Raw genomic sequence first — 25,773 nt, forward strand, 5'->3', positions numbered from 1 at the left:
GGGCATCGATACCCATAATATATGAAAGGAAATTAATAGCGGCAGGCAAAAAAAAAGCCAGCACCCGAGCTGGCTTAAAAAACACTGGAAGCAATGTGAGCAATGTCGTGCTTTCCTGTCTAAAACCAGAAGCTACTGGCCTTATCTCGAAGAGCAAAATGATGATAATGGTTATCAATAGCACTTGCAAACACTTTGTTGAGAATTTTTCTCATTCCCGCACTGATTATGATGGAATTATACTCAATTACAGCATCGAACACCGCCGCTGCCCCCCATTGCTCTCACTACATCTTCGCGTATAAACAACAATTTGCTGTTTATTCACCTCGATTGCTGCAACAACCAGCAGACAGTGCAGTTGTTTTACTCAATGGATTGGGGGGAGTGTCAGATTACGGTACACTAAGAGTATTGCTTACTTACTGCGAAGCGTTTATGCGTGCTTTACTTATTTGCTTGCTGTCGTTGTCTTGCCTTGCGACATCAGCGCTGGCGCAACCCGCCCCGGCCCCTCAACCTGCTCAACCGCTGCCGGATATCCGCCAACGTGGCTTCGTCTATTGTGTCAGCGGGATACTCAATACCTTTAATCCGCAGATGGCCAGTAGCGGATTGACCATCGATACCCTGGCAGCACAACTTTACGACCGCCTGCTGGACGTTGACCCGTATACCTACCGTTTAATCCCTGAATTAGCTGAAAGTTGGCAAGTGTTGGATAACGGCGCGACGTATCGTTTTCATTTACGTAAAGACGTCCCCTTCCAGACCACCGATTGGTTTACCCCAACCCGGATGATGAACGCAGATGATGTGATATTCAGTTTTCAGCGGGTATTTGACTCACAACACCCCTACCACAATGTCAATGGTGGCGAGTACCCTTACTTCGACAGTTTACAATTTGCCGACGCAGTGCAAAGTGTCAAAAAACTGGATGATTATACGGTTGAATTTAAGCTGAAGGCTCCAGATGCCTCCTTCCTTTGGCATCTGGCTACCCATTATGCACCAGTACTCTCTGCCGAGTACGCCGACGTGTTGACCCAAAAAGGCCGACAAGAGCAGATCGATCGTGAGCCTGTGGGGACCGGTCCCTTCTTGTTGAACGAATATCGCTCCGGGCAATACATTCGTCTGTTCCGTAACAGTGATTATTGGAAAGGTTTACCGCGCATGCCGCAGGTGGTTATCGATCTGGGTGCGGGTGGTACTGGCCGCTTATCCAAACTACTGACCGGCGAGTGTGATGTGTTGGCCTATCCTGCGGCCAGCCAATTATCCATTTTACGAGATGACCCTCGCCTGCGCCTGACACTGCGCCCGGGGATGAACGTAGCTTATTTGGCATTCAATACCCGTAAGCCACCACTCAACGATCAGCGGGTGCGGCAGGCGATCGCATTATCGATTAACAACCAGCGATTAATGCAGTCAATCTATTACGGTACCGCTGAGACCGCGGCGTCTATTTTACCTCGTGCATCATGGGCATACGACAATCAGGCCCAGGTAACCGAATATAATCCAGAAAAAGCTAAAGAGATTCTAAAACAGCTTGGATTGACTAATTTACAACTCAATCTATGGGTGCCGACCGCCTCGCAATCTTATAATCCCAGCCCATTAAAGACGGCGGAACTGATTCAGGCTGATTTGGCTCAGGTGGGGATTACGGTCAATATCGTGCCGGTCGAAGGCCGATTCCAAGAGGCGCGGCTGATGGAGATGAATCACGACCTGACGCTGACGGGGTGGTCGACAGACAGTAATGACCCGGACAGTTTCTTCCGCCCGCTATTAAGCTGTGCGGCAATTCGTTCGCAAACAAACTATGCTCATTGGTGTGATCCGGCGTTTGATGAATTGCTGCAAAAAGCATTACGTTCCCAGCAATTATCCGCGCGTATTGAATATTATCAGCAAGCTCAGCGTATTTTGGAGCAACAATTGCCACTGTTGCCATTAGCATCTTCATTACGGTTACAGGCATACCGTTATGATATTAAAGGTTTGGTATTAAGCCCGTTTGGCAATTCTTCTTTTGCTGGCGTGTTCCGTGAGAGCAATGAGGGCAAAAAACCATGATTATCTTCACCTTACGCCGCTTATTACTATTAGTGATAACGTTGTTTATGTTGTCACTGGTCAGTTTTAGCCTGAGCTACTTTACCCCTCATGCGCCGTTAAATGGCGCATCCTTAATGGATGCTTACCGCTTCTATTTCAGTAGCCTGTTTCAGTGGGACTTCGGGGTTTCTAGCATCAATGGTCAACCTATTAGCGAGCAATTGCGTGAAGCCTTCCCCGCCACTATGGAATTATGTGTGCTGGCCTTTACCCTGGCTCTATTTGTTGGTATTCCGCTGGGGATTATTGCCGGTGTGATGCGCGGGAAATGGGCTGATATCGCCATCAGTTCTGTCGCATTACTTGGTTTCTCAATTCCTGTATTCTGGTTGGCGCTGCTGTTGATGTTGTTCTTTTCACTGCATTTAGGTTGGCTGCCGGTTTCTGGTCGTTTTGACCTGTTATATCAAGTGAAACCGGTCACTGGTTTGGCTCTGGTCGATGCATGGCTATCACCTTCGCCGTATCGCAAAGAGATGATGCTCAGTGCTGTGCAGCATATGATCCTGCCCATCACCGCACTGGCGGTGGCCCCAACGACCGAAGTCATTCGCCTGATGCGCACCAGTACCGATGATGTTATCGGGCAAAACTACATTAAAGCCGCCGCCACTCGCGGCCTATCACGCTTTACCATTATTCGCCGCCATGTGCTGCATAATGCATTGCCGCCCATCATTCCAAAACTGGGGTTACAGTTTTCCACCATGCTGACATTAGCGATGATAACCGAAGTGGTGTTTAACTGGCCGGGATTGGGCCGTTGGTTGATAAACGCCATTCGCCAGCAGGATTACGCCGCCATTTCTGCGGGGGTAATGGTGGTCGGGTCGTTGGTTATCGTCATTAACGTCCTGTCAGATATTCTGGGTGCAATGATGACACCGCTAAAGCATAAGGAATGGTATGCCCTTCGATAATGTCTACCGTGAGAAGAAAATGCCCAGCCCGTTGCTGTATACCTGGCGGCTTTTCTATGGCGATGCCTTGGCAATGGTGGGCTTCTACGGCGTACTCGCCCTCTTGGTGCTTTGTGTGTTGGGCAATACACTGGCACCCTATGCCCTTGACCAACAGTTTTTGGGCTACCAACTGCTCCCGCCTTCCTGGTCGCGCTATGGTAACGTTTCGTTCTTCCTTGGCACTGATGATCTCGGCCGCGATATTTTAAGCCGATTATTGGCGGGAACCGCATCGACTTATGGCTCGGCACTGTTAGTCACACTGGCTGCGGCGCTGTGTGGCGTGATCCTTGGTGTATTTGCCGGTATCACTCACGGCTTTCGCTCCGCTATTCTTAATCATGTGCTGGATACCCTGCTCTCTATTCCGTCGCTGCTGCTGGCCATCATTGTGGTCGCTTTTGTCGGGCCGAGTTTAGAACATGCCATGTTCGCGGTTTGGCTGGCACTGCTACCCCGAATGGTGCGAACCATTTATAGCGCCGTACATGATGAGTTAGATAAAGAGTATGTTATTGCCGCCCGTTTGGACGGGGCTTCCACCCCTCATATTCTGGCTTATGCTATTTTCCCCAATATTGCCGCTGTTTTGGTCACTGAATTTACCCGGGCACTATCAATGGCAATTTTGGATATTGCGGCGTTGGGCTTTTTGGATTTAGGCGCGCAATTGCCCTCACCGGAATGGGGGGCGATGCTGGGGGACTCACTTGATTTAGTCTATGTCGCCCCGTGGACCGTGATGTTGCCGGGTGGCGCGATTTTAGTCAGCGTACTGCTCGTTAACCTGTTGGGTGACGGTATGCGCCGGGCAATTAATGCGGGGGTGGAATAATGCCGTTACTTGATATTCGTAACCTCACCATTGAATTTATGACCTCTGAAGGGATGGTCAAAGCGGTTGATCGCATCAGTATTACCCTGACTGAGGGTGAAGTCCGTGGCCTGGTGGGTGAATCCGGTTCCGGTAAGAGTTTAATCGCCAAAGCTATCTGTGGGGTCAGTAAAGATAACTGGCGCATTACCGCTGACCGTTTTCGTTTTGACGATATCGATCTGTTGCAATTGACCCCACGCGAACGACGCAAGGTGATCGGCCATAATATCTCGATGATTTTTCAGGAACCGCAATCCTGTCTGGATCCCTCAGAAAATATTGGTCGGCAATTGATACAAGCGATACCGGGCTGGACCTATAAAGGTCGCTGGTGGCAACGTTTTCATTGGCGCAAACGGCGGGCAATTGAGCTGCTGCACCGTGTAGGGATTAAAGATCACACAGATATTATGCGCAGTTATCCCTATGAGCTGACTGAAGGTGAATGCCAAAAGGTGATGATTGCCATTGCACTGGCTAATCAACCTCGGCTGCTTATCGCCGATGAACCCACCAATGCCATGGAACCCACCACTCAGGCACAAATTTTCCGTCTGCTGGCACGACTTAATCAGAATAACAACACCACTATTTTGCTGATAAGCCATGACTTGCAGATGATGAGTAAATGGGCGAATCGGGTTAACGTGCTGTATTGCGGCCAAACTGTGGAAAGTGCCGTTTGCGAAGACCTGCTGGCCGCGCCCCACCACCCTTATACTCAGGCGCTGATCCGTGCCATGCCCGATTTTGGCCGCTCCCTGCCACATAAAAGTCGCTTAAATACCTTGCCTGGGGCTATTCCATCACTGGAGCATTTGCCCGTTGGCTGTCGCCTTGGGCCTCGCTGCCCTTATGCGCAAAAAACCTGTATTGAAACACCGCGCTTGCGGCTGGTAAAAAACCACGCCTTTGCCTGCCACTTCCCCTTAAATCTGGAGGAGCAATAATGGCAGAGACTCTGCTCGAAGTCCGTAATCTGAGCAAAACCTTCCGCTACCGCACCGGGCTATTTCGTCGTCAGCATGTGGAAGCGGTCAAATCGGTCAGTTTTACTTTACGCGAAGGCCAGACCCTGGCGGTGATTGGTGAGAACGGTTCCGGTAAATCCACCTTGGCAAAAATGCTGTCGGGCATGATTGAACCAACTGATGGTGAATTGCTGATTGACGATCATCGCCTGTCCTACGGTGATTATGCTTACCGCAGCCAACGTATCCGTATGATTTTTCAGGATCCGAGCACCTCACTTAACCCGCGTCAGCGCATCGGCCAGTTGTTGGATGCGCCACTGAAATTGAACACTGATTTAGACTCGGTGGCTCGTGAGCAACGAATCTATCAGACCTTGCGGCAAGTGGGATTACTGCCCGATCACGCTAACTATTATCCGCATATGTTGGCGTCCGGCCAGAAGCAGCGTATCGCACTGGCACGGGCACTTATCCTGCAACCTAAAGTGATTGTTGCCGATGAAGCACTGGCGTCTTTGGATATGTCCATGCGCTCACAGATTATTAATCTGATGCTGGAATTACAGGAAAAACATGGCATATCTTATATTTATGTCACCCAGCACTTAGGCATGATGAAACATATCAGCGATCAGGTGATTGTGATGCATGAAGGGGAAGTGGTGGAGCGTGGTAGCACGGCCGAGGTACTGGCATCCCCGCTGCACGATCTGACTAAGCGGCTGATTTCCAGCCACTTTGGTGAAGCTTTAACCGCCGATGCCTGGCGGCGGGACTCAGGCCATTTCTAAGCGGGTTTTCTGCCCTACCATTTACCGCCACGATGCCCCATTCCGCGCTCACCTCAGCGCGGATTTTTTCCTGCTTCTTTAGTCATTTATTCGCTAACGTAACAACATTTTTGTTATATATAATAATATGTTATTACTTTTAGTTATGGATTATGGTTTAACATTATTTTATCTCGCAAACTCAATCAGTAATGATATCCACTGTGTTCATTCCATAAAACAACAGGATATCTTGCCGATGTTGATACCGACTACTTTGCTATGCTCCCGGTCCGATACCGCACTACCTACCCTTGTCACTGACTCGCTCCCGGTTTATAGCCAAACGGTGCTTACAACCTCTTTATCGTTAACCTGGGCGCGTTGCTGTCCCTAACGGAGGTCATCATGGTGCAATTTCGACAACAGGATAATGCCCATTGGTATCATGAAACTCAACGCAGCGGTAACCCGGAGATCTACGCCGCCCCCGTCACCGACGAGAGTTACAGTGCTAATAGTTGTAATGGCGATAATCTGCTGACAAATGAGAACAGCATTGAACAGGGTATCTTTTTGCTTGGCTTAGCCGACACTATTCCCGCCCGATTAGATGACCCGTTACGCCAGCATGCCGCGATTTTGTCTGCCTCAGATGCAATGTATCAGGCACTTTTCCCGCTCACTGTCGAGCTGAACCGAGACCACACATTTTCACTGTATGACCGCTTAAGTACCGCGCTGACGGTGGCACAAGTTACCGGGGTTCAACGGTTGTGCAGCCATTATGCCGCCCGCCTGACGCCACTTTCCAGCCCGGACGCATCGCGGGAAAGTAATATGCGACTGACACAGATAACCCAATATGCCCGTCAACTGGCCAGTCAGCCGACATTAATTGATAAGCATGCTTTGCAACAACTCGCTGATGTAGGTTTAACCGCTACAGATATTATCGTTTTATCGCAGATTATTGGTTTTGTTAGTTATCAAGCCAGAGTAGTGGCAGCCCTTGGTGCACTCGCTGGATATCCTACGGTAATATTGCCCGGTTTTCCGCGCATGGAAGATGCTCCCGCAGGCTTGATAGCGTCATCTGTAGCGCAATGGCAAGGTTGGTTACCCTCAGAGATCATTTCATCTGAGCCATCGTCAGATGAAACAGAGATAACCCTCAGTGAGTTGCTGCAACATCATCAACAAAGTCTGCTCGCGTACCGCACCATTATCACCCGGCAACATTATCCTCCGTTGCTGCCACCTGATTGGCTGGCATTGGTGGCGTTGGTGACTGCGCGCATCAATGGCAGTCGCTACTGTCTGGCTATCCATAAACACCAATTGCAGCAATTAACCCCTAACACCACATTGATAACGGCACTTGACGCGGGCATTGATAACGCTTTGGCGACTCAATCTGATGAGCAGATTATCCACTGGCTTATCTATGCCGCAGCCGAGCTGACTCGCGCGCCAGAACGCTTTAGTCATCAACATATCAGTCCATTGTTAGCTCTGGGTGTCAGTAATCAGCAACTGGTAAGTATCATCTTCGACACCGCCGCAGCCGGATGGACCAACCGGTTAAGACAAACGCTGGGGCAAGCTGTTTGATACTCACCCACAATTGCGGATTGCAGTGTTTTAGTGGGTAGCCAACCACGCTTTAGCGACATCAAAAAAGTGCTGGGCCAGCGGTGTAACTCGCCCTGGTTCAGCCACCACGACAGCAGCATGCCGACTCATCTTCACAATATCCACCGGCCGCCGTTGCAGGTCAGGTGACATATCCTCAAGTAGACTGCCCTGTGGGAACAAGCCACAACCTAAACCGACAAAGATGCCTTGTAATAACTGAAAGATAGAAGTGCTTTCCAGCCGCACATGCAGCGACAGACCGGCATCACGAAAACTGTTATCCAGATAACGGCGGAAGTAACGGCTGGGTTCAGCCAGGCAGAGCGGCAGTTGTGCCACTTGGGCCAATGCCAGCGGCTCAGTCCCGATCAAATCAGGGAAATGTCCGGGGTGAAACACCAGGTCAATGCCCCCGTCAACTAGCGGTTGTACCTGAAAATGCAGCTCATTCAAGGTGGTCAATTCAAAAAAACCAATTCCCACATCGACCGAGTGACCGGTTAAAGCTTCCAGTAATTGGTCAGCACTTAACACTGAAACACGGTAATCCAGGTGGGGATAGCGTTCACTGGCACTTTTAAGTAATAGTGCCAACGAGATACTGCATTGTGGTACTACACCAATACGCAGCGTCCCGTTTAAACCATGTTTAAGGGACTCCACCTCTAACTTTAGCCCTTGATAGACAGAGACAATCTCTCTGGCCCAAGCTAATACGCGCTCACCTTCGGCGGTAAATCCTTCGAAATTATTACCCCGGTTTATCAGTGCCACCCCCAGTTCCCGCTCCAGGTTTTTCAGACGCATCGACAATGTTGGCTGACTGACAAAGCTGGCCTCAGCCGCACGACCAAAATGGCGCTCGCGCTCCAGATTACAGAGATAGACCAGTTGCTTGATATCCATACAGATACTCAGATTGTCATGATTCTATCCAGTATACCATCGTCCCTTTGTGGCATGTTTTGCCGTGCTAGCCTTTTTCGCGCGAAAAATTTACACAGCTATCTGATCCAGATCCCATTTCATCTTTCAACTCAGGCATTTTACTGATTAACATTTGAACGAAATTTGGATAATTTCAGATTATTCACAATAACCACAATATTGAATTGTTTATTCACTCACATATGACCATATAAACCATTAACCAATCAAATAGCAGAATATATCACCAAATAAAATCAGTTCAGCTTTTAATCAAAACAAAAAATCGTCAAACAGCTAAAACATAAACGTTAATACTGCATAACATTTGTAACATGGTCGCATAGCCCTGCCTGAGATATATGTAACAGAATATTGCAAAAGCCTTGTCTCGTTGACAAAGATAGTGAACATTAACCGCCGCTAAACATCTTATAACAATGCAAAAGGATGCCAGTTCGCGCATTCACTTTTGTCTCTCCCACCATTTATGGTCGGTAGTGAAAAACAGAGGTCCCCGTGTCAACAGCAAACAACAGTCAACAGCCACCCAACAGTGAGCAACCCGAAAGCATCAGTATGAATGCTTTCAAACAACCAAAAGCATTTTACCTGATCTTCTCTATCGAGCTTTGGGAGCGCTTTGGTTATTACGGCCTGCAAGGGATCATGGCCGTCTATCTGGTAAAAATGCTCGGGATGAGCGAAGCCGACTCCATCACCTTGTTCTCATCCTTCAGTGCACTGGTCTATGGCTTTGTGGCCATCGGTGGCTGGTTAGGCGATAAGGTGCTCGGTGCCAAACGTGTCATCGTGCTTGGTGCATTAACGCTGGCAGTCGGTTATGCCATGATTGCCTACTCGGGCCATGACATTTTCTGGGTTTATCTGGGTATGGCGACCATTGCGGTTGGTAATGGTTTGTTCAAAGCCAACCCCTCCTCTCTGCTGTCAACATGCTATAACAAAGATGATCCGCGTTTAGACGGCGCATTCACCATGTACTACATGTCCGTCAATATCGGTTCATTCTTCTCTATGCTGGCCACCCCATGGTTAGCGGCGAAGTATGGCTGGAGCGTCGCATTCTCACTGAGCGTAGTGGGTATGTTGATCACCTTGGTAAACTTCTGGTTCTGCCGTAAATGGGTAAAAAATCAAGGTTCAAAACCTGACTTTGCACCACTACAGATTAAAAAGTTACTGATGGTATTGGTGGGTGTGGTTGCACTGGTCACGCTGTCAAGCTGGTTGCTGCATAACCAAATAGTGGCACGTTGGGCGTTGGCATTAGTATCTCTGGGCATCATCTGTATCTTTGCCAAAGAGACCTTTTCTCTGCATGGCACTGCCCGCCGCCGAATGATTGTGGCATTCTTACTGATGCTGGAAGCGGTGGTGTTCTTTGTGCTGTATAGCCAAATGCCAACGTCGCTGAACTTCTTTGCTATTCATAACGTTGAGCATTCAATCTTTGGTATTACCTTCGAACCAGAACAGTATCAGGCGCTGAACCCGTTCTGGATCATGGTAGCCAGCCCAATACTGGCGGCTATCTATAATAAGATGGGTGACCGCCTGCCAATGCCACACAAGTTTGCTTTCGGTATGGTGCTCTGCTCTGCGGCCTTCCTGGTTCTACCATGGGGTGCCAGCTTCGCCAACGAACATGGTATTGTGTCCGTTAACTGGTTGATCCTGAGCTACGCATTGCAAAGTATCGGGGAACTGATGATTTCGGGCCTGGGCCTGGCGATGGTTGCGCAGTTGGTACCTCAGCGCTTGATGGGCTTCATCATGGGTTCATGGTTCCTGACGACGGCAGCAGCAGCCCTGATCGCCGGTAAAGTTGCAGCATTAACTGCGGTGCCAAGTGATATTACTGATGCCCATGCATCACTGGCAATCTATAGCCATGTATTTATGCAGATTGGTATTGTCACTGCCATTATCGCAGTATTGATGATGCTCACCGCACCAAAACTGTATCGCATGACTCTCGCACCAACAGAGAGTAATAAAGCGCCCCCAGTAACCGCCGCATAATTACCCGGCAGGATAAAGCACGCGTGCCAGGTGCTTTATCCTGCCAACTCCCACGTAAAACTCAGACAGCCTGTCGTTTGGCGAGAATAAGTCCTAAATTCAATACTTATTATCAGACCATACCGCCAACTGATAGCCATCCGGGTCGGTAAAGTGGAAACGACGCCCGCCGGGGAAAGTAAATATCGCCAGCACAATAGAGGCTCCCGCTTCTTCCAACCGTTTTTGCGTCTGTTCAAGATCATCAGCATACAGAATGATTAACGGCCCACCGTTGGGCTGAACGTCACTCAGGGTGGTGAAGCCGCCGGTCAGTCGGCCATCGGTAAACTCACAATATCCTGGGCCATAGTCAGTAAAGCGCCAATTGAATACCTTGCCATAGAAATCCTTCGAGCGGGCAATATCACCGACGGCAAACTCTATGTTGTCAATTCGACTATCATTTCCCTGAATACCCATAAACGGCTCCTGTTTAAAAATACCTGATTAATTCACTGATTCATCTTAAACATTTACTGAGATGATGAATATCACTCGCCTTATCAATGATAACTTCGTCACATTATTTGTGCGCAAAAAATAAACTATACTGATAACAGACCGCACAGCGTTAACCCCATTTTGAGCGATATCAGAATGAAACCCGTCTGTTATTTGCGGTCAATAACCGGCCAGGAGGTGATTTATGATAAACCATGTATGGGGGCTTCTGACCCGTCCTAGTCAGGAATTGCAGCAAATTAAACGCGAGGGGGAAAGTGTCCGCCACCTGTATGCCCATCACGTCCTTTTAATGGCTGCCATTCCCGTGATTTGCGCGTTTATCGGCACCACACAAGTGGGCTGGAACTTTGGTGATGGTCAGATAATACAACTGGCGCCCCTTACCGCACTCTATTTTGCCATTATTTTCTATGTTTTGATTTTGGCGGCGGTAGCTCTCATGGGACGAGTGATTTATTGGATGGCCCGCCGCTATGAAAGCCGGCCCAGTTGGCAAAGCTGTACCTTATTCGCCGGTTATGCCGCAACGCCCATGTTTTTAGGTGGCGTGGTTGCCCTCTACCCGATTATCTGGTTGTGCTTATTGGTTGGCATCATTGCACTCTGCTATGCAGGCTACCTGATGTATTTGGCGATCCCCACCTTCTTAAATATTGACCGACAAGAAGGTTTTATTTTCTCCGGTTCCACATTTGCCATCGGCGTGCTGGTATTAGAGTTACTCCTTGGTCTGACTGTATTGCTGTGGGGTTACGGTTCACGGCTATTATGACCTCCAAACATTCCCTTCGTTAACACCGCTCCTGATAACATGTACAGAGAGCGGTGGCTGTTACTCCGTTGGTTCTCGCTTTATTAGCTTTGACTGGGGCTAATATCAGGCTTTTATGGTGATTAATGTCGCCCAGATCGCAATCTCTTACATCCACACGCAGGATAAGGTTGTACACTGAGTAAGACTGATGCAAACAAGGCGAAAAAAATGAAAAGGCTAACATTAAAAGAAATGACCGAAAGTGAGCAACGTGACGTCAAAACGCAACTCGATAGAGCCAGAATAAATTTAGGAAGGGCTTTAACCAATTCAGAACAGAATAAAGTAAGAGAAGAAGCAATAGATAAAATCATGAACGCTCGGGAACAAGTCGCCAAGTTAACCCGCGTAGAAAGAAAAACCAAAAAAACCGCACCAAGTACTACCACTTTTAGCTGGTCCGCATCGATCAGCACTCGCCCACCACGGTAACTGATTTCCACTGCCTGATAATAACAGACAGGGATTACCTACAGCGGTGGATACTCACTGCTGTAGGACAACACTTTATTTCTGCGACTAATTTTATTTCCCGCACAATTATATTACACCGCTAGCAGCATTTTTCCCCCGCCTGCCTTAGGATTAAGGAAGCTTTTTTCTTTCAGTGATCGATTAAGGAGTTTGTGATGAAATTGTTCTATAAACCCGGTGCCTGCTCTCTGTCTCCACATATTGTATTACGTGAAGCAGGGTTAGATTTTAGTATTGAGAGTGTCGATCTGGTGGCCAAAATAACTGAAACGGGTGAAGACTATTTAAGCATCAGCCCAAAAGGACAGGTACCCGCCTTGGTACTGGATGATGGCAGCCTGCTCACTGAGGGTGTTGCTATCGTGCAATATCTGGCAGATATGGTGCCAGACCGCCACCTGATTGCCCCATCAGGGACTCTTTCCCGCTATCATGCCATTGAGTGGCTAAACTTCATTGCGACTGAATTACATAAAGGTTTCAGCCCACTGTTTAACCCGAAAACACCGGATGACTATAAAACGATCGCACGTGAGCGGCTGAATAAACAATTCAGTTATGTAGACAGCGTATTAGCACAACACGATTATCTGTTAGGCAAAAAATTCAGCGTGGCTGATGCCTATTTATTTACTGTCACTCGTTGGGCGAGTGCGCTGAAACTTGATATTACCCAGCGCAGTAATTTGGATAAATATATGGGCCGTGTAGCAGAACGCCCAGCCGTTAAAGCCGCATTAGCCGCAGAAGACGTTAAGAAATAAGTCATTTGATTAATTAGAGTGCCCCTCCATTAAGGGGCACTGTATAGCAGGGATTATAACTTGATGGCAGAGAATTTACTGACGGGATTAACAATTCCATCCTGAGCGGCGACAACCTGAAGTTCATACTCACCCATCTCCTGAGTTTTCAGCATCACTTCATATACAGCGGCAGTAACATGCTCCAGTGCCTTATCCAGTGCTTCACCTTTCAGCAAGTTCACCAGCAATAAACCACTGGTCAAATCACCCACACCGACCGGTTGGCGGGCACCAAAGTCCACCAGCGGACGACTGATATGCCATGCCTCATCGGCCGTGACTAATAACATTTCAAAGCAGTCAGCATGATAACCGGCGCGGCTTAGGTGCTTAACTAACACAACTTTTGGCCCTTGGGCGCACAGATCACGAGCAACCTTAACGGCCTGTTCGACACTTTCAACCCGCACACCACTAAGCTGCTCCAGTTCAAGCAGGTTCGGTGCAATGATATCGCTGGCAGGCAAGGCTTCTTTACAGAAGAACTCTGCCACCCCTGGGGCGACGATACAGCCCTTCTCTGGATGCCCCATGACCGGATCACAAAAATACCAGGCATTCGGATTGGCTTGTTTTACGCGTGCAACCGCAGCCAGAATATGACCGCCCTGTTCGGGTGAACCGATATAACCACTTAATACCGCATCACAATCTTTCAGCCGATCAATATCGGCAATGCCTTGTACTATCTCAGTCAAATGGCTGGCGGGCATCACACAACCGGTCCAGTGACCATATTGCGTATGGTTGGAAAACTGGACGGTATTCAGCGGCCAAACATTGACCCCCATTCGGCGCATAGGAAATTCAGCAGCACTATTACCCGCATGGCCAAAAACAACGTGAGACTGAATCGAAAGTATATTTTTCATTGGAACGGCCTAAAGTTAAGGGCACCCATGCCCACTTTGTAATACAGCGCTGACCGGAATAAAACATCAGCTAACAAAACATTAGCCAAAAAATAAGGGGCATTTCGGCCCCTTATCTTATTTCATTCTTATAGCCAGCTAATCAGGCAATAATGTTTTTTGCCACGACGCAATAAGGTATAGCGCCCAAACAGGCGATCAGCATCGGTAAAGATGTATTCTGGGTCTGCCTGCTTTTCACCATTAATGGCGACAGCATTAGAACCAATCATAGTACGCGCCTGCCCACGAGAAGGGACCAACTCAGCATTAACCAATGCCTGTTGTAAATCAGCATCGCGGCCCAGTTCAATTGTCGGCATGCCATCTTGTGCCAACTGAGCAAAGTCGGCTTCGGTCATCTCATTTAAATCACCGGAGAATAAGCTCGCGGTAATACGTTTGGCGGCAGCAAGGCCTTCTGCACCATGGACCATGCCGGTGACATTTTCGGCCAGAACATACTGCGCACGTGGCGCTTTGCCGCTGTTTTTATCTTCTTCTTCCAGCGCGTTAATTTCTTCCATACTCATGAAAGTAAAGAACTTCAGGAAACGATAAACATCGGCATCTGCGGTGTTAATCCAGAACTGGTAGAATTTGTAAGGGCTGGTCTTCTTCGGATCAAGCCATACCGCACCACCTTCGGTTTTACCAAATTTAGTGCCGTCAGCTTTAGTAATTAATGGCACGGTCAGGCCATAAACTTGCTGCTGATGGAGGCGACGTGTCAAATCAATACCAGAGGTAATATTACCCCACTGATCAGAGCCGCCGATTTGCAGCGCCACACCGTGAGCTTTATTCAGGCAAGCGAAATCATAAGCTTGTAACAGGTTATAGGAAAACTCAGTAAACGAAATCCCACTGTCATCGCGATTCAGGCGTTGCTTAACCGCTTCCTTATTGATCATCTGATTAACAGAGAAGTGCTTGCCAATATCACGCAGGAAGGTCAGCACATTCATGCCACCAAACCAATCGTAGTTATTGGCCGCAATAGCACTGTTTTCACCGCAATCAAAATCGAGGAATGGCGAAACCTGACGGCGGATTTTCTCCACCCATTCGTTAACCGTATCTTCCGTATTCAATTTGCGTTCGCTGGCCTTGAAACTTGGATCACCAATCATACCGGTAGCGCCACCGACCAGCGCCACGGGACGATGCCCAGCCAGTTGGAAACGCTTCAGGCACAACAACGGAACCAGATGACCCAAATGCAAGCTGTCTGCGGTAGGATCGAAACCGCAATACAGTGAAATTGGCCCTTGCGCCAGTCTCTCTGCTAACGCGTCTTCATCCGTAACCTGGGCAACGAGGCCCCGCTCTTGCAATTGTTTAATCAGGTTGCTGCTGGTCATCAACGACTCCATTGTTTTTCACAAAAAATTGTCTTTTACAAAAATTATCTTTTACCAGGAAAAGAGGATTTATACCCAAAGAACTTGGTGTTGCAGCCAGGCAGCAAGCAAATAAATCCCACTGAGCTTACTCAAATAAGAAATAAGCGATTCGGGTGACAAATCTGCTTGCCGTGGCCTCGCAGAGGCGAGACTCAGGGGTGGGCCGAGTAACGAACGTAAAAACACCCCTGCGGCTTCAAGTACGAAGGGTATAGAATAAAGCGCCCGTCACACGAGCGCTAGGCTTAACCACAATTATTTCATCGTTCTCAAGGAGCTAAACGGTCAATTTTCCATGCATCAGCTTGCCGTTGATAAATAAAACGGTCATGCAAGCGATGCTCACCGCCCTGCCAAAACTCCACAGAGTCAAACTTAACGCGGAATCCGCCCCAAAAACTGGGTAACGGCACGTCACCATGCTGGAATTTTTGCTTTAACTCGAGGAACTTACTTTCCAATACACCACGAGCAGAAATACGCGATGATTGTTGGGAAACCCAGGCACCAATCTGGCTATCTTTCGGGCGGGAACTGAAATACTTCAGCACTTCAAGGGTTGAAAGCCGTTCTGCGGTTCCGAGGAAAATGACTTGCCGGTCTAACATATGCCAAGGGAACAACAGACTAATATGTGGATTTTCAGCCAGTTGCTGCGCTTTGCGGCTGCCCAAATTGGTATAGAACACCATACCCTGATCATCATAATGCTTCAGCAGCACAATGCGCTGATAAGGTTGGCCATCGGCAGCTACCGTAGCCACACACATAGCTGTTGGATCAGGCAAACGCGCTTCACAGGCCTGTTTTAACCAACGTTCAAATAAGTCCAGTGGGTTTTCGGTTAAATCACTGCGACGCAAACCGCCGCGAATATATTCACGACGTAGATCTGCAACATCAAATTCATTCTTGTCAGTCATATAAGCTCTGTAACGCGCAGGAAAGCAGTGACTATTATTCTGCCCTTGCAGAGCAAGAATCACAATCACTCAGAGCAGACAACGGCCTGATTACTTGATCAAAACACAGTCATTGATAATGACTTTTCCATCACGCTCAACAAAAGCACTATTTCCTTTCGACCAGAAGCTATAGTGGCCGTCGCTATATTTAGTGCCGGAAGCTGCACGCACCTGAGGTAAGGTCAACTGTTCACCATCTAACACCAAATTGACTTTATCTTGGCGGTTGTCCTGAGCAACGGTCAGCCGGGTTGTGCCACACTGATAATGCAACGTTTCACTTTTAGGTTGAACCAGACTGCATCCTGCCAACATCAATACTGCTGTTACGCCAAATACTGAAGTTGCAACAAATAAGTGTTTCATTATGTCGTCCTCGTTGATGGAATATGGCACCGTACCCTATGGCAGCTTAACACCCTCAGCGTGACGATACAGGATAGACTGCTCCTAAAATGGTTTCGCAACTGGCTCCGGTCACCGATGGCAAATTACCCGATTTACCGGACAACGTCCGAAATGCCAGCCAGGCAAACGCCAGAGCCTCCATATCGTCGCCACTCACACCAAAATTGTCAGTTACGCACACCTCCGTCCCCGGTAACAAGGTTGACATCCGTGACATCAGCAACGGGTTACGCGCCCCGCCGCCACACACCAACAGCCGCTCACAGCCCCCCGCCAACTGCACCTGTTCGGCGATTGATAGCGCAGTTAACTCTGCCAACGTTGCTTGAATATCTTCCGGTTTCAGCCCCGGCACCTTCGCCAATTGCTTATCCAACCACCCGGCATTGAAATATTCGCGCCCGGTACTTTTTGGGGCAGGCTTGGCAAAATAGGGATCACTGAACATCAGCTCAAGCAGCGGTTGATTAACTTGCCCCGACAGTGCCCAGCACGCATCTTTATCATAGGGTAAGGCACGATTACGCCAGATCCAGGCATCCATCAACATATTGCCAGGCCCGGTATCAAACCCCCGCACCGGCAAATCGGGTAATAGCATAGATAAATTAGCAATACCGCCAATGTTCAGTATCATGCGCCGCTCGGTGGCATGGGCTAGTAAAGCATGGTGGAAAGCGGGCACCAAAGGTGCACCTTGCCCGCCATAAGCCATATCACGGCGGCGGAAATCCCCAACAGTAGCAATGTTTGTCAACGCTGCAATACGATTATTATCACCTAATTGTATTGTAAACGCCGGTTCACCGAGCGGTTCATGCCACACCGTTTGCCCATGACAGCCAATGGCGGTAATGTCCTGTGCGCTAAGGCCTTCTTTTGCCAGTAAGCCCTGCACCGCTTGCGCAAACAAGATACCCAGTTGGGCATCAAGCTTACCCACTGCGGACAAGGTCGTAGACTGGCCCTGACACATGCCGAGGATATCTTTTTTCAGCTGTAGCGGCATTGGATGACTATAGCTGGCCTGCTGGGCTACCATACGCTCATCAATGGCAGCTAACACCACATCAATCCCATCCAGACTGGTTCCTGACATCACTCCAATAAAACGGCCTGATTTCATAGCAATGACCTTATTCCCTCATTCAGGGACAAAATAGCAATAAGACTTTCCACAAGCCAAGTCAGAATAATAAAATTAACACCCTGAAAAGATATACTTTTTAAAGTGTATACCGCTATAGGAGCCTGTCCTAAACGCTACTTTTTATTTGTAGGAAAGGTCACATAAAAGTCACTCTTACTGACATTTTCATTTATCGCAGTGATATTTCTTACTTTAAGAAAGTTAAACTGCCGTTTAATATTCGTTGAAGTATAAACCGCTAAGCTGCGTACCCATCGATGGTGGTCGAAAAATTAAGCAGAAAGTTAAAATAAGTAAGTAGTGAAATAAACATTTGGGTAAGCCATACTTTGTGCAAATATCGGCCTTGTGCAAATACTGGGCCATCAATGGACTGGATTTGGATATCCCTGGCATACTGAACCGTAATACGGTTGTGCATTTTTAATAGGAGTTTTTATGATCAAGCCACTAATCGCCGTTGCTATCGCTGCGGTTACTCTGACCGGTTGTGCCAATAATAGCACCCTGTCCGGTGATGTCTTCAGCGCATCCGAAGCCCGACAAGTACAAACTGTGACTTACGGTACCCTACTATCCGTACGCCCAGTCACTATTCAGGGTGGCGATGAAAACAATGTTATGGGTGCCATTGGCGGTGCAGTCCTGGGTGGTTTCCTTGGTAATACTGTTGGTGGTGGCACTGGTCGTAGCCTGGCAACTGCAGCAGGTGCTGTTGCGGGTGGTATGGCAGGGCAAGGTGTTCAGGGCGCAATGAACCGCACCGACGGCGTGCAACTTGAAGTCCGTAAAGATGACGGCACAACCATTCTGGTGGTGCAAAAACAAGGCCCAACTCGCTTTAGCGTCGGTCAGCGCGTGATGCTAGCGAGCAGTGGTAGCACCGTTACCGTTAGCCCACGCTAATAACTCTGCTATTACTGTCTTCAGGTAAAAGCCAGAGTTCGTAATGAACTCTGGCTTGTTTTACTAAAATATTTCTTTCTGCTGTGAATAGAGTCGTAAATCTTTATTATTACTTGCTTTGTAATTGGTTAATATTGCTCTCAAGCTTATTAATCAGACCAGATAGCAATTCAATCTCATCTGTTGAAATCCCCCCAAGAATTTCTTTACGGGTGGAACATATGACTCCATCAACCGTATCTATTATCGGTGAAGACTGCTCCGTCAGTTTTATCCTCTTCGCACGACGATCATTTGCGCAGGTATGCCGTGTGATTAAACCTTTCTCCTCCAGTTGATCTAAGGTTCTAACCAATGATGGTTGTTCGATACCAATCGCTTTTGCCAGTTGAATTTGTGACTGTTCAGGCGGTAAACGATTAATGTTATGCAAGGTAACCCAATGCGTTTGAGTTAACTCCAGCGGCTTCAACCGATGGTCGATAAGCGCGCGCCAAGCGCGAACTAATCGTGCTAAATCAGATCCTAATGTCGATTCCAATTGCCCCTCCTTTTAATTAGCGTGCTAGCATAACTCCCAGAGTCCCGTCTATTTTGGGTAATTAACATTAAAAACACAAATGTATATATACCGTCGATGCTAGGGTAATAGCAATAAATACGGCGAATCCTTTAGAAAAAATGATGTTTTGGCTAAAAATACCTATTAAGGATTAACCTTATGTATGTATCAGTGTTACCCATAAACGCACCTCTTACAGACTTGGTTATAGGTGCCTCAATCTATTTCCCGCCGATGTTTAAGGCGGTTATGCTAGGTTTGGTGTTTTGGCTATTGATCCATCATGTCCTACGGAATTGGATCTACTCTGGTGACATCTGGCATCCAATATTAATGGATCTGTCAATTTTTGTCATTGCGGTCAGCGTTTCTTTATGGATATTAGCCAGTTGGTAAATTGATATGAATCATCAGTCTCTTAAATATTTCTCCTCTGTCATTGTCTTCGCTCTCGCACTTTGTGCGGGTTGGTGGATGTGGAACTACTACATGCAATCACCCTGGACTCGCGATGGTAAAGTCCGGGCTGAATTGGTCAGCATCACCCCGGAAGTGTCGGGCCGACTGGTTAAAATAGTAGTTCATGATAACCAGTTGGTAAGCTCGGGTAGCTTATTATTTGTGATTGACCCACAACCCTACCAACTGGCACTGGATAACGCGCAAGCCGCTTTAGTGAAGGCGCAAGCTGACCTGGCTAAAGCGAATCATGAAGCAGAACGTCGGCGAAATTTACCGAAAAACATCATTTCTGGTGAAGATCTCGACATTGCCAACTTAACCGCCGATAGCATGAAAGCGGCCTACCAGGGCGCGGTGGCGAATGTCGAACAAGCGAAATGGAATCTCAGCAAAACCCGTATTTATGCGCCGACCGATGGTTATATAACCAACTTGCAAACACGGGTGGGTAACTATGCTACCGCCGGCATACCATTAGTCGCGCTAATCGATACCAATTCATTCTATGTGATGGGCTATTTCGAAGAAACCAAGTTGAAACATATTAGAGAAGGTAATAAAGCCAAGATTGTTTTGTATAATGGCAACATTCCTTTACGCGGCGTAGTCGAAAGTATTGGTCGTGCTATTTATGACCAAAGTGTTGATAGCAGCGGTGACTTATTGGTAGATGTAAAACCTAATGTTCCTTGGGTACGGCTGGCCCAACGGGTTCCGGTAAGAATCAAACTGCTGGATGTCCCAGCCGATGTCACCCTTATTGCAGGCACCACCTGCACTATTTCACTGGTTGACTAAACGATGCGTATTTCCTTCCCCCTGTGGCACCAGACCCCATGGGGTAAAGCCAATGCCGGTCAGTGGCGTTATGCATTGCGTAATTCATTGGCAATGTGCTTATCACTGTGGATTGCCTTTGCGCTGAATTTAGATGAGCCTTACTGGGCAATGACCTCCGCTGCAGTGGTGAGTTTCCCCACCGTCGGCGGGGTCATTAGCAAAAGTATTGGTCGCATCATCGGCAGCTTACTGGGGGCGGCCGCATCCGTGGTAATTGCCGGCCATTGCCTGAATGACCCCTGGCTGTTTACCTTTGCAATTGCAGCCTGGATTGCCCTTTGTACTTTTGTCTCCAATCACTATCAAAATAATGTTTCTTATGCGTTTGCGTTAGCCGGTTATACCACCGCAATTATTGCCTTTTCTACGGTCAACACCGCTGGCACCCAGCAAATTTTTGATATCGCGCAAGCCCGAGTGTGTGAAGTGATTACCGGTATTCTTTGTGGTGGCCTGATGATGATGCTGATGCCGAGCACCTCCGACGGCGAAGCATTACTGACCTCACTGCGCCGCATGCAATCTCGCTTACTGGAACATGCCGAGTTATTGTGGCAAACCGATCATAACCCCCAGCTACGTGCCTCACATGAAGGGGTAATTGGCCAGATTCTGACCATGAATGTACTGCGGATCCAGGCCTTTTGGAGCCATTACCGCTTGCGGCGGCAAAATAACGTCTTGAATTTTATTTTGCATCGTCAATTACGTATAACCAGTGTAATTACCAGTTTACGGCGCATGTTGCTTAACTGGCCAACGCCACCGGAGAACCTGACACCAGTGCTATCACAGTTGCTACAAACACTACAGCGACCCGATTGCGATAAATATCAGTTGGCCAAAATACTGAAACAAATCGCCCCGCATGATGAGTTCGACTATCGACACCGCGCCTTCTGGTTACGATTACAGCATTTTTGTTGGTTATATTTGCAAGTGAATCGTTGGCTGACACAGTTGGATAAAGAATCGGCCAGCGACCTGCCACAACCGCCACCAGTAACCGCGCTGGCTCGCCATACCGATACTTATGAGGCCGCCTATAACGGGCTGCGAACCTTCGTGTGTATTGTTATTGGTTGTGCATTTTGGATAAATACGCAGTGGAGTTCGGGCAGTGCTGCACTGGCATTGGCCGCGGTAAGTTGCGTGCTCTACTCCGCAACCCCGTCGCCAACCGACAGTATTGCTACACTATTGAAAGCCATTGTTCTGCTTTCTATCGGCTGCTTTATTCTTAAGTTTGGTGTGATGGTACAGATTGATGATTTCTGGCAATTTGCTGCCGTACTGTTCCCCATTTTAATCACCATGCAGATGATGAAACTACAGCATCCGGTCTATGCTTCATTGTGGGGACAATTGATTGTCTTTATGGGTTCTTTCCTAAGTGTAACCAACCCGCCGAGCTATGATTATCAAGAGTTCCTTAATGATAATATTGGTAAATTAGTCGGCGTAATGTTAGCAGGTGTTGCTTTTCAGCTATTGCGCCCCAGTTCTGATAAACGCAAAAGTCGACGTATCATTCGGATGCTCCGCCGCGATTTCATTGATCAGATCAGTAGCCATCCACAACAGAACCAGAATCAATTCGAATCACTGATTTACCATCGAATTAACCAACTCAATCTCAGTAAAGATCAGTCAGCTCGCCTGTGGCTGCTGCGTTGGGGGATGGTATTGCTCAATTGTAGCCATGTGGTCTGGCAATTACGTGATTGGCAAACCACCTCTGCACCCTTGTCAGCAGTACGGGACGTTTGTATTCACTGCCTGAAGGGGTGTATGACCGAAAAAGGTGTGCAACCCAGTTCGTTACTCGCAACATTGCAGGAGTTACAACGAATGAGTGCTATTTTGGCTCAATACCCCGATGCCTCTGGGCGGGAACTGGCGGGGCTGATTTGGCGATTATATTGCTCACTGACACAACTGCAACTGGCCCCTCCTGCCGAGGAAAACAAAACTGCGCCAGCCTGAGGCTTACTGGCGCAGAAAAGAAGCTTAAGGCACGTCATAACCCAGTGCAGCACGACGAATGCGGAACCACTGCTGGCGCGTCATCGTCAAGGAGAGTGATGCCCATGCGGCTTTAACCCGCTCTATCTTGCCAGAGCCAATAATCGGCAGCGGTGCTGACGGCAAACGTAGCACCCAGGCATAAACCACTTGCTCAATGCTTGCTGCACCGATTTCGTCAGCTACCGCCTGCAACTCATCACGTAATGCCTGGTACTCCGGGTCGCTGAACAACCTACCGCCACCGAGACAAGACCATGCCATGGGTTTGATACGCAGTTGCTGGCAGGCATCGAGCGTACCATCGACAATAGCAGGCTGATGCAGCGGCGAAATCTCTACCTGATTCGTGACCAGCGAGAATGGCAGGCGTGATTGCAGTAAATTGAATTGCGCAGGGGTAAAGTTTGACACACCGAAATATTTTACTTTGCCGCTTTTGTGCAGTTGGGTGAAGGCTTCTGCCACCTCATCGGCATCCATCAACGGGTCCGGTCGGTGAATCAGCAGTAAATCAAGATAATCAGTGTGCAAATGGGCCAATGATTGCTCAGCACTTGCAATGATATGTAAACTATCCGTAATGTAGTGCCCCAACGCATGTTCCGGTTTAGCCGTGGTGGCAATGCCACATTTACTCACCAGCTCCAGTTGGTCACGCAAGGACGGTTTAAGCCGTAAGGCCTGGCCAAATGCTTGTTCACACTGATAACCGCCGTAAATATCAGCATGATCCGCCGTAGTAATACCCAACTCAATGTGTTGCTCGATAAAAACCAACAACTGCTCAGGCGTCATGCCCCATTCCATCAGCCGCCAATAACCGCAAATCATACGTGAAAATTCAGGTCCAAGCGGAGCCAGTTGGCTACGTGTATCCATTATTAGCTACCTCATCTGTTTATCTACCTATAAGCATACACAACCGGCGGTAAGGTTAAATCCTCCCTGAACCATCAATTCAAGGTCAAACGGGGGCTTAGCGGTAAAATAGCCAGAAATGGTAAAGTTTAAGACCGATTAAGCGCGAATTAGAATAAGGAAGGTTGTTCTGGTAACGGCTCATCGACTTGTTTGTTACCACGCTGCAAGCGCAGTAGACGTTGGCGGCATAAACGCAATACATCCCGTTTCTGCGGGTCACTCATTTTCATCCAATTAAAGCGCTCATCCCTGCTACGCAGGCAGCCACGGCAAAAGCCACGGTCATCTGTTTGGCAGATGCCACGGCACGGACTGGGAATGTCGAAAAACTCAAGTTGCTGAGACACGCTGCCTCCTGCGGCTGATACCTTAATTGAAGACTGCTTCACCGCAGCTGGCAAGTCCAATTTGTTTACGGTTGTAAAAATCCGCTATCAGCGCCGAGGCGCGGCCCTTAACCGCTAAGGTTATCTTAAGTTTCATTCGATACCATTCAGGTAATTAGTGAACTGTAGGATTCCATTTTCACAATGAATGTTCGATATAAGTTACAGTGTAACAGTCTGAGTTTTATCCTGGCCAGTGCACTCTTTTTCACTCTGGGTCATAACGCACTGTTTATTGCGAAAGCCTGGTCGCTGATCCATTTTGACAGCAGTGACAGTTACTTCTTCGCCGCGACAATTCCGGTGGTGATATTTTGCGCACTGAACATCATATTTAGCCTGTTAGCTGTGCCCTTTCTGCATAAGCCAATCATTATTCTATTGCTGTTGGGCAGCGCGGCGGCAAACTATTTTATGTTTAGTTATGGTGCCGTCATTGACGCCAATATGATGCAAAATGCCTTTGAAACCAACTCACAAGAGGCGGCCGCTCTTTTCACTCCCCGTATGGCCCTATGGCTACTGGTGGCGGGTATTATTCCTGCGACCCTGGTCTGCTTTGCCCGTATTCGGGTCAGCCGCCCATGGTGGTATATGTTGGGGCTGCGCGCAGCAAATATTTTGATATCAGCAGTAATTATTCTGTTGGTTGCTGCCCTGTTTTATAAAGATTATGCATCGTTGATTCGTAATAATAAAAACATCGTTAAAATGTTAACCCCATCCAACTTTGTCAGTGGCAGTTTTCAATTCACTAAACACAAATATTTCACCCGTAATCTGCCACTGGTAACACTCGGTGAAGATGCCCATAAAGGCCCATTGATTAGTGGGCAACAAAAGAAAACGCTGGTCATTCTCGTGGTTGGTGAAACTGCCCGTGCAGAGAATTTCTCCTTGGGCGGTTATGGGCGAGAAACCAACCCGAACCTAAAAAAACAAGATGTTACCTATTTCAGCAAAGCATCATCCTGCGGGACTGAAACTGCGGTGTCGGTACCTTGTATGTTCTCGAATATGGCGCGCAAAAATTATGATGCCACCCTCGCCAGTCATCAGGAGGGCTTAATGGATATTCTTGCCCACGCTGGCTTGAATGTCTTATGGCGCGAAAATGACGGGGGTTGTAAAGGTGCCTGCGATCGCATTCCACATCAGGATGTTACCCAATTGCAGCTCACCGCCGATTGCGAGAACGGGGTCTGTTTAGATAACGCATTATTGTATAAATTAGATAATTATATTAATGGGCTACAAGGTGACGGTGTCATTGTCTTACACCAAATGGGCAGCCACGGGCCGGCTTATTATCGCCGCTCAACCCCAGAGATTCGCCAGTTTTCCCCTACCTGTGATAGCAACCAAATTCAGGATTGCACCCCACAGGAATTGGTAAATACCTACGATAACTCTATTCTTTATACCGATGCGATGTTGGGTAACACCATTAAGTTATTGCAACAACACAATAATAACTTTAACACTGCGCTGGTCTATCTCTCTGATCACGGTGAGTCATTAGGCGAAAATGGTATGTATTTGCACGGTACCCCTTATATGTTCGCCCCAAGTCAGCAGACACATATACCATTTCTAATGTGGCTATCACCTGAATATACAAAAAACTATGGCATTGACCGTCAGTGCTTATCATCCAGTGCACAACATGATGAAATATCACAAGATAATCTGTTCCATACCTTATTGGGCATGATGAATATTCAAACCAGTGAATACCAATCAGAACTAGATTTACTACAGAAATGCCGAACCCAGGGCGAAAGAATCAGTCAAAAAAGTCCGTAAAGAGTTAATACCTGATAGTGAGTTTGATGCCAGCGTTTCCCTCCGCTGGCATTTTTTTCTTGACCTAGACCGATTGGTCTATTACGCTTTGCGA

At 47.9% G+C, this 25,773-nt stretch carries 25 protein-coding genes; 15 read left to right on the forward strand and 10 right to left on the reverse strand.

The annotated features are described in order from the left end of the window. Positions 1-438 precede the first annotated feature (438 nt). The 6 genes from sapA (at position 439) to Q2T71_RS10985 (ending at position 7,330) form a co-directional block, all read left to right on the forward strand. Entirely contained in the window at positions 439-2,091 is a 1,653-nt protein-coding gene (sapA, locus tag Q2T71_RS10960) for an ABC transporter substrate-binding protein SapA (RefSeq protein WP_372559908.1), read from the forward strand. Further along, complete coding sequence (gene sapB, locus Q2T71_RS10965; RefSeq protein ID WP_372559096.1) at positions 2,088-3,053, forward strand: putrescine export ABC transporter permease SapB; 966 nt, start codon at positions 2,088-2,090, stop codon at positions 3,051-3,053. Before sapA ends, sapB begins: the two co-directional genes overlap by 4 nt. Then, positions 3,040-3,930 carry a putrescine export ABC transporter permease SapC gene (sapC, locus tag Q2T71_RS10970; protein WP_372559097.1) on the forward strand — a complete coding sequence of 297 codons (891 nt, stop codon included), beginning with the start codon at positions 3,040-3,042 and terminating at the stop codon, positions 3,928-3,930. Before sapB ends, sapC begins: the two co-directional genes overlap by 14 nt. Then, entirely contained in the window at positions 3,930-4,922 is a 993-nt protein-coding gene (gene sapD, locus Q2T71_RS10975; protein ID WP_372559098.1) for a putrescine export ABC transporter ATP-binding protein SapD, read from the forward strand. Before sapC ends, sapD begins: the two co-directional genes overlap by 1 nt. Beyond that, positions 4,922-5,737 (forward strand): putrescine export ABC transporter ATP-binding protein SapF, encoded by an 816-nt coding sequence (gene sapF / locus Q2T71_RS10980; protein WP_372559099.1) that lies wholly within the window; start codon positions 4,922-4,924, stop codon positions 5,735-5,737. The genes sapD and sapF overlap by 1 nt, the downstream gene beginning before the upstream one ends. Before the next feature lie 387 nt (positions 5,738-6,124). Next, positions 6,125-7,330 (forward strand): CMD domain-containing protein, encoded by a 1,206-nt coding sequence (locus Q2T71_RS10985; RefSeq protein ID WP_372559100.1) that lies wholly within the window; start codon positions 6,125-6,127, stop codon positions 7,328-7,330. 30 nt (positions 7,331-7,360) lie between these two features. Here Q2T71_RS10985 and Q2T71_RS10990 read toward each other — a convergent pair whose 3' ends face one another. Then, the gene (locus Q2T71_RS10990; RefSeq protein WP_372559101.1) at positions 7,361-8,260 is read right to left on the reverse strand and encodes a LysR family transcriptional regulator; all 900 of its coding nucleotides are present in this window, start codon (positions 8,258-8,260) and stop codon (positions 7,361-7,363) included. A gap of 540 nt (positions 8,261-8,800) precedes the next feature. Between Q2T71_RS10990 and dtpA the strand changes: the two genes are divergently transcribed. Next, positions 8,801-10,327: a dipeptide/tripeptide permease DtpA gene (gene dtpA / locus Q2T71_RS10995; RefSeq protein ID WP_372559102.1), complete on the forward strand. Its 1,527-nt coding sequence runs from the start codon at positions 8,801-8,803 to the stop codon at positions 10,325-10,327. A gap of 99 nt (positions 10,328-10,426) precedes the next feature. Here the strand turns inward: dtpA and Q2T71_RS11000 are convergent, their stop codons facing one another. Then, complete coding sequence (locus tag Q2T71_RS11000) at positions 10,427-10,789, reverse strand: VOC family protein (protein ID WP_372559103.1); 363 nt, start codon at positions 10,787-10,789, stop codon at positions 10,427-10,429. 226 nt (positions 10,790-11,015) lie between these two features. On the opposite strand from Q2T71_RS11000, the gene Q2T71_RS11005 reads away from it, so the two are divergent. From Q2T71_RS11005 to gstA, 3 genes are all read left to right on the forward strand, one after another. After that, positions 11,016-11,606, forward strand: coding sequence for a Yip1 family protein (locus tag Q2T71_RS11005; protein ID WP_372559104.1), 591 nt, complete (start codon positions 11,016-11,018; stop codon positions 11,604-11,606). A gap of 210 nt (positions 11,607-11,816) precedes the next feature. Next, entirely contained in the window at positions 11,817-12,080 is a 264-nt protein-coding gene (locus Q2T71_RS11010) for a DUF3811 domain-containing protein (RefSeq protein ID WP_005184457.1), read from the forward strand. A 197-nt stretch (positions 12,081-12,277) separates the two neighbouring features. Continuing rightward, positions 12,278-12,886 carry a glutathione transferase GstA gene (gene gstA / locus Q2T71_RS11015; RefSeq protein ID WP_083158755.1) on the forward strand — a complete coding sequence of 203 codons (609 nt, stop codon included), beginning with the start codon at positions 12,278-12,280 and terminating at the stop codon, positions 12,884-12,886. A 53-nt stretch (positions 12,887-12,939) separates the two neighbouring features. Here gstA and pdxY read toward each other — a convergent pair whose 3' ends face one another. The 5 genes from pdxY to anmK all read right to left on the reverse strand — a co-directional run bounded on the left by pdxY (position 12,940) and on the right by anmK (position 17,744). Next, positions 12,940-13,800 carry a pyridoxal kinase PdxY gene (pdxY, locus tag Q2T71_RS11020; protein WP_372559105.1) on the reverse strand — a complete coding sequence of 287 codons (861 nt, stop codon included), beginning with the start codon at positions 13,798-13,800 and terminating at the stop codon, positions 12,940-12,942. Positions 13,801-13,928: 128 nt separating this feature from the next. Continuing rightward, entirely contained in the window at positions 13,929-15,203 is a 1,275-nt protein-coding gene (gene tyrS, locus Q2T71_RS11025; RefSeq protein WP_372559106.1) for a tyrosine--tRNA ligase, read from the reverse strand. Between the two features lie 311 nt (positions 15,204-15,514). After that, positions 15,515-16,168: a pyridoxamine 5'-phosphate oxidase gene (gene pdxH, locus Q2T71_RS11030; protein ID WP_372559107.1), complete on the reverse strand. Its 654-nt coding sequence runs from the start codon at positions 16,166-16,168 to the stop codon at positions 15,515-15,517. Between the two features lie 90 nt (positions 16,169-16,258). Continuing rightward, positions 16,259-16,576 carry an MliC family protein gene (locus Q2T71_RS11035; protein WP_372559108.1) on the reverse strand — a complete coding sequence of 106 codons (318 nt, stop codon included), beginning with the start codon at positions 16,574-16,576 and terminating at the stop codon, positions 16,259-16,261. A 55-nt stretch (positions 16,577-16,631) separates the two neighbouring features. After that, positions 16,632-17,744: an anhydro-N-acetylmuramic acid kinase gene (gene anmK / locus Q2T71_RS11040; RefSeq protein ID WP_083158750.1), complete on the reverse strand. Its 1,113-nt coding sequence runs from the start codon at positions 17,742-17,744 to the stop codon at positions 16,632-16,634. A 462-nt stretch (positions 17,745-18,206) separates the two neighbouring features. Here anmK and Q2T71_RS11045 point away from each other — a divergent pair, with 462 nt between their 5' ends. Further along, entirely contained in the window at positions 18,207-18,674 is a 468-nt protein-coding gene (locus tag Q2T71_RS11045; protein WP_083158749.1) for a glycine zipper 2TM domain-containing protein, read from the forward strand. Between the two features lie 109 nt (positions 18,675-18,783). Here Q2T71_RS11045 and slyA read toward each other — a convergent pair whose 3' ends face one another. Further along, a complete protein-coding gene (gene slyA, locus Q2T71_RS11050; protein ID WP_083158748.1) occupies positions 18,784-19,215 on the reverse strand; it encodes a transcriptional regulator SlyA in 432 nt (143 codons plus the stop codon). Between the two features lie 180 nt (positions 19,216-19,395). On the opposite strand from slyA, the gene Q2T71_RS11055 reads away from it, so the two are divergent. Genes Q2T71_RS11055 through Q2T71_RS11065 form a run of 3 tightly spaced genes read left to right on the forward strand, consistent with a single transcriptional unit; the run spans position 19,396 to position 22,524 of the window. Next, a complete protein-coding gene (locus tag Q2T71_RS11055) occupies positions 19,396-19,632 on the forward strand; it encodes a DUF1656 domain-containing protein (protein WP_083158747.1) in 237 nt (78 codons plus the stop codon). A 6-nt stretch (positions 19,633-19,638) separates the two neighbouring features. After that, positions 19,639-20,496, forward strand: a complete 858-nt coding sequence (locus Q2T71_RS11060) for an efflux RND transporter periplasmic adaptor subunit (RefSeq protein WP_372559109.1) — start codon at positions 19,639-19,641, stop codon at positions 20,494-20,496. Between the two features lie 3 nt (positions 20,497-20,499). Further along, positions 20,500-22,524, forward strand: a complete 2,025-nt coding sequence (locus Q2T71_RS11065) for an FUSC family protein (RefSeq protein ID WP_372559110.1) — start codon at positions 20,500-20,502, stop codon at positions 22,522-22,524. 24 nt (positions 22,525-22,548) lie between these two features. Here Q2T71_RS11065 and Q2T71_RS11070 read toward each other — a convergent pair whose 3' ends face one another. Both Q2T71_RS11070 and Q2T71_RS11075 read right to left on the reverse strand, forming a co-directional pair. Next, entirely contained in the window at positions 22,549-23,445 is an 897-nt protein-coding gene (locus Q2T71_RS11070) for an aldo/keto reductase family oxidoreductase (RefSeq protein ID WP_372559111.1), read from the reverse strand. 149 nt (positions 23,446-23,594) lie between these two features. Continuing rightward, positions 23,595-23,834: a DUF1289 domain-containing protein gene (locus Q2T71_RS11075; RefSeq protein ID WP_372559112.1), complete on the reverse strand. Its 240-nt coding sequence runs from the start codon at positions 23,832-23,834 to the stop codon at positions 23,595-23,597. Positions 23,835-24,017: 183 nt separating this feature from the next. Here Q2T71_RS11075 and eptA point away from each other — a divergent pair, with 183 nt between their 5' ends. Then, positions 24,018-25,679: a phosphoethanolamine transferase EptA gene (gene eptA, locus Q2T71_RS11080; RefSeq protein ID WP_372559113.1), complete on the forward strand. Its 1,662-nt coding sequence runs from the start codon at positions 24,018-24,020 to the stop codon at positions 25,677-25,679. Positions 25,680-25,773 lie beyond the last annotated feature (94 nt).

It is taken from the genome of Yersinia sp. 1652 StPb PI (genome assembly GCF_041538345.1).
GTDB lineage: Bacteria > Pseudomonadota > Gammaproteobacteria > Enterobacterales > Enterobacteriaceae > Yersinia > Yersinia enterocolitica_E.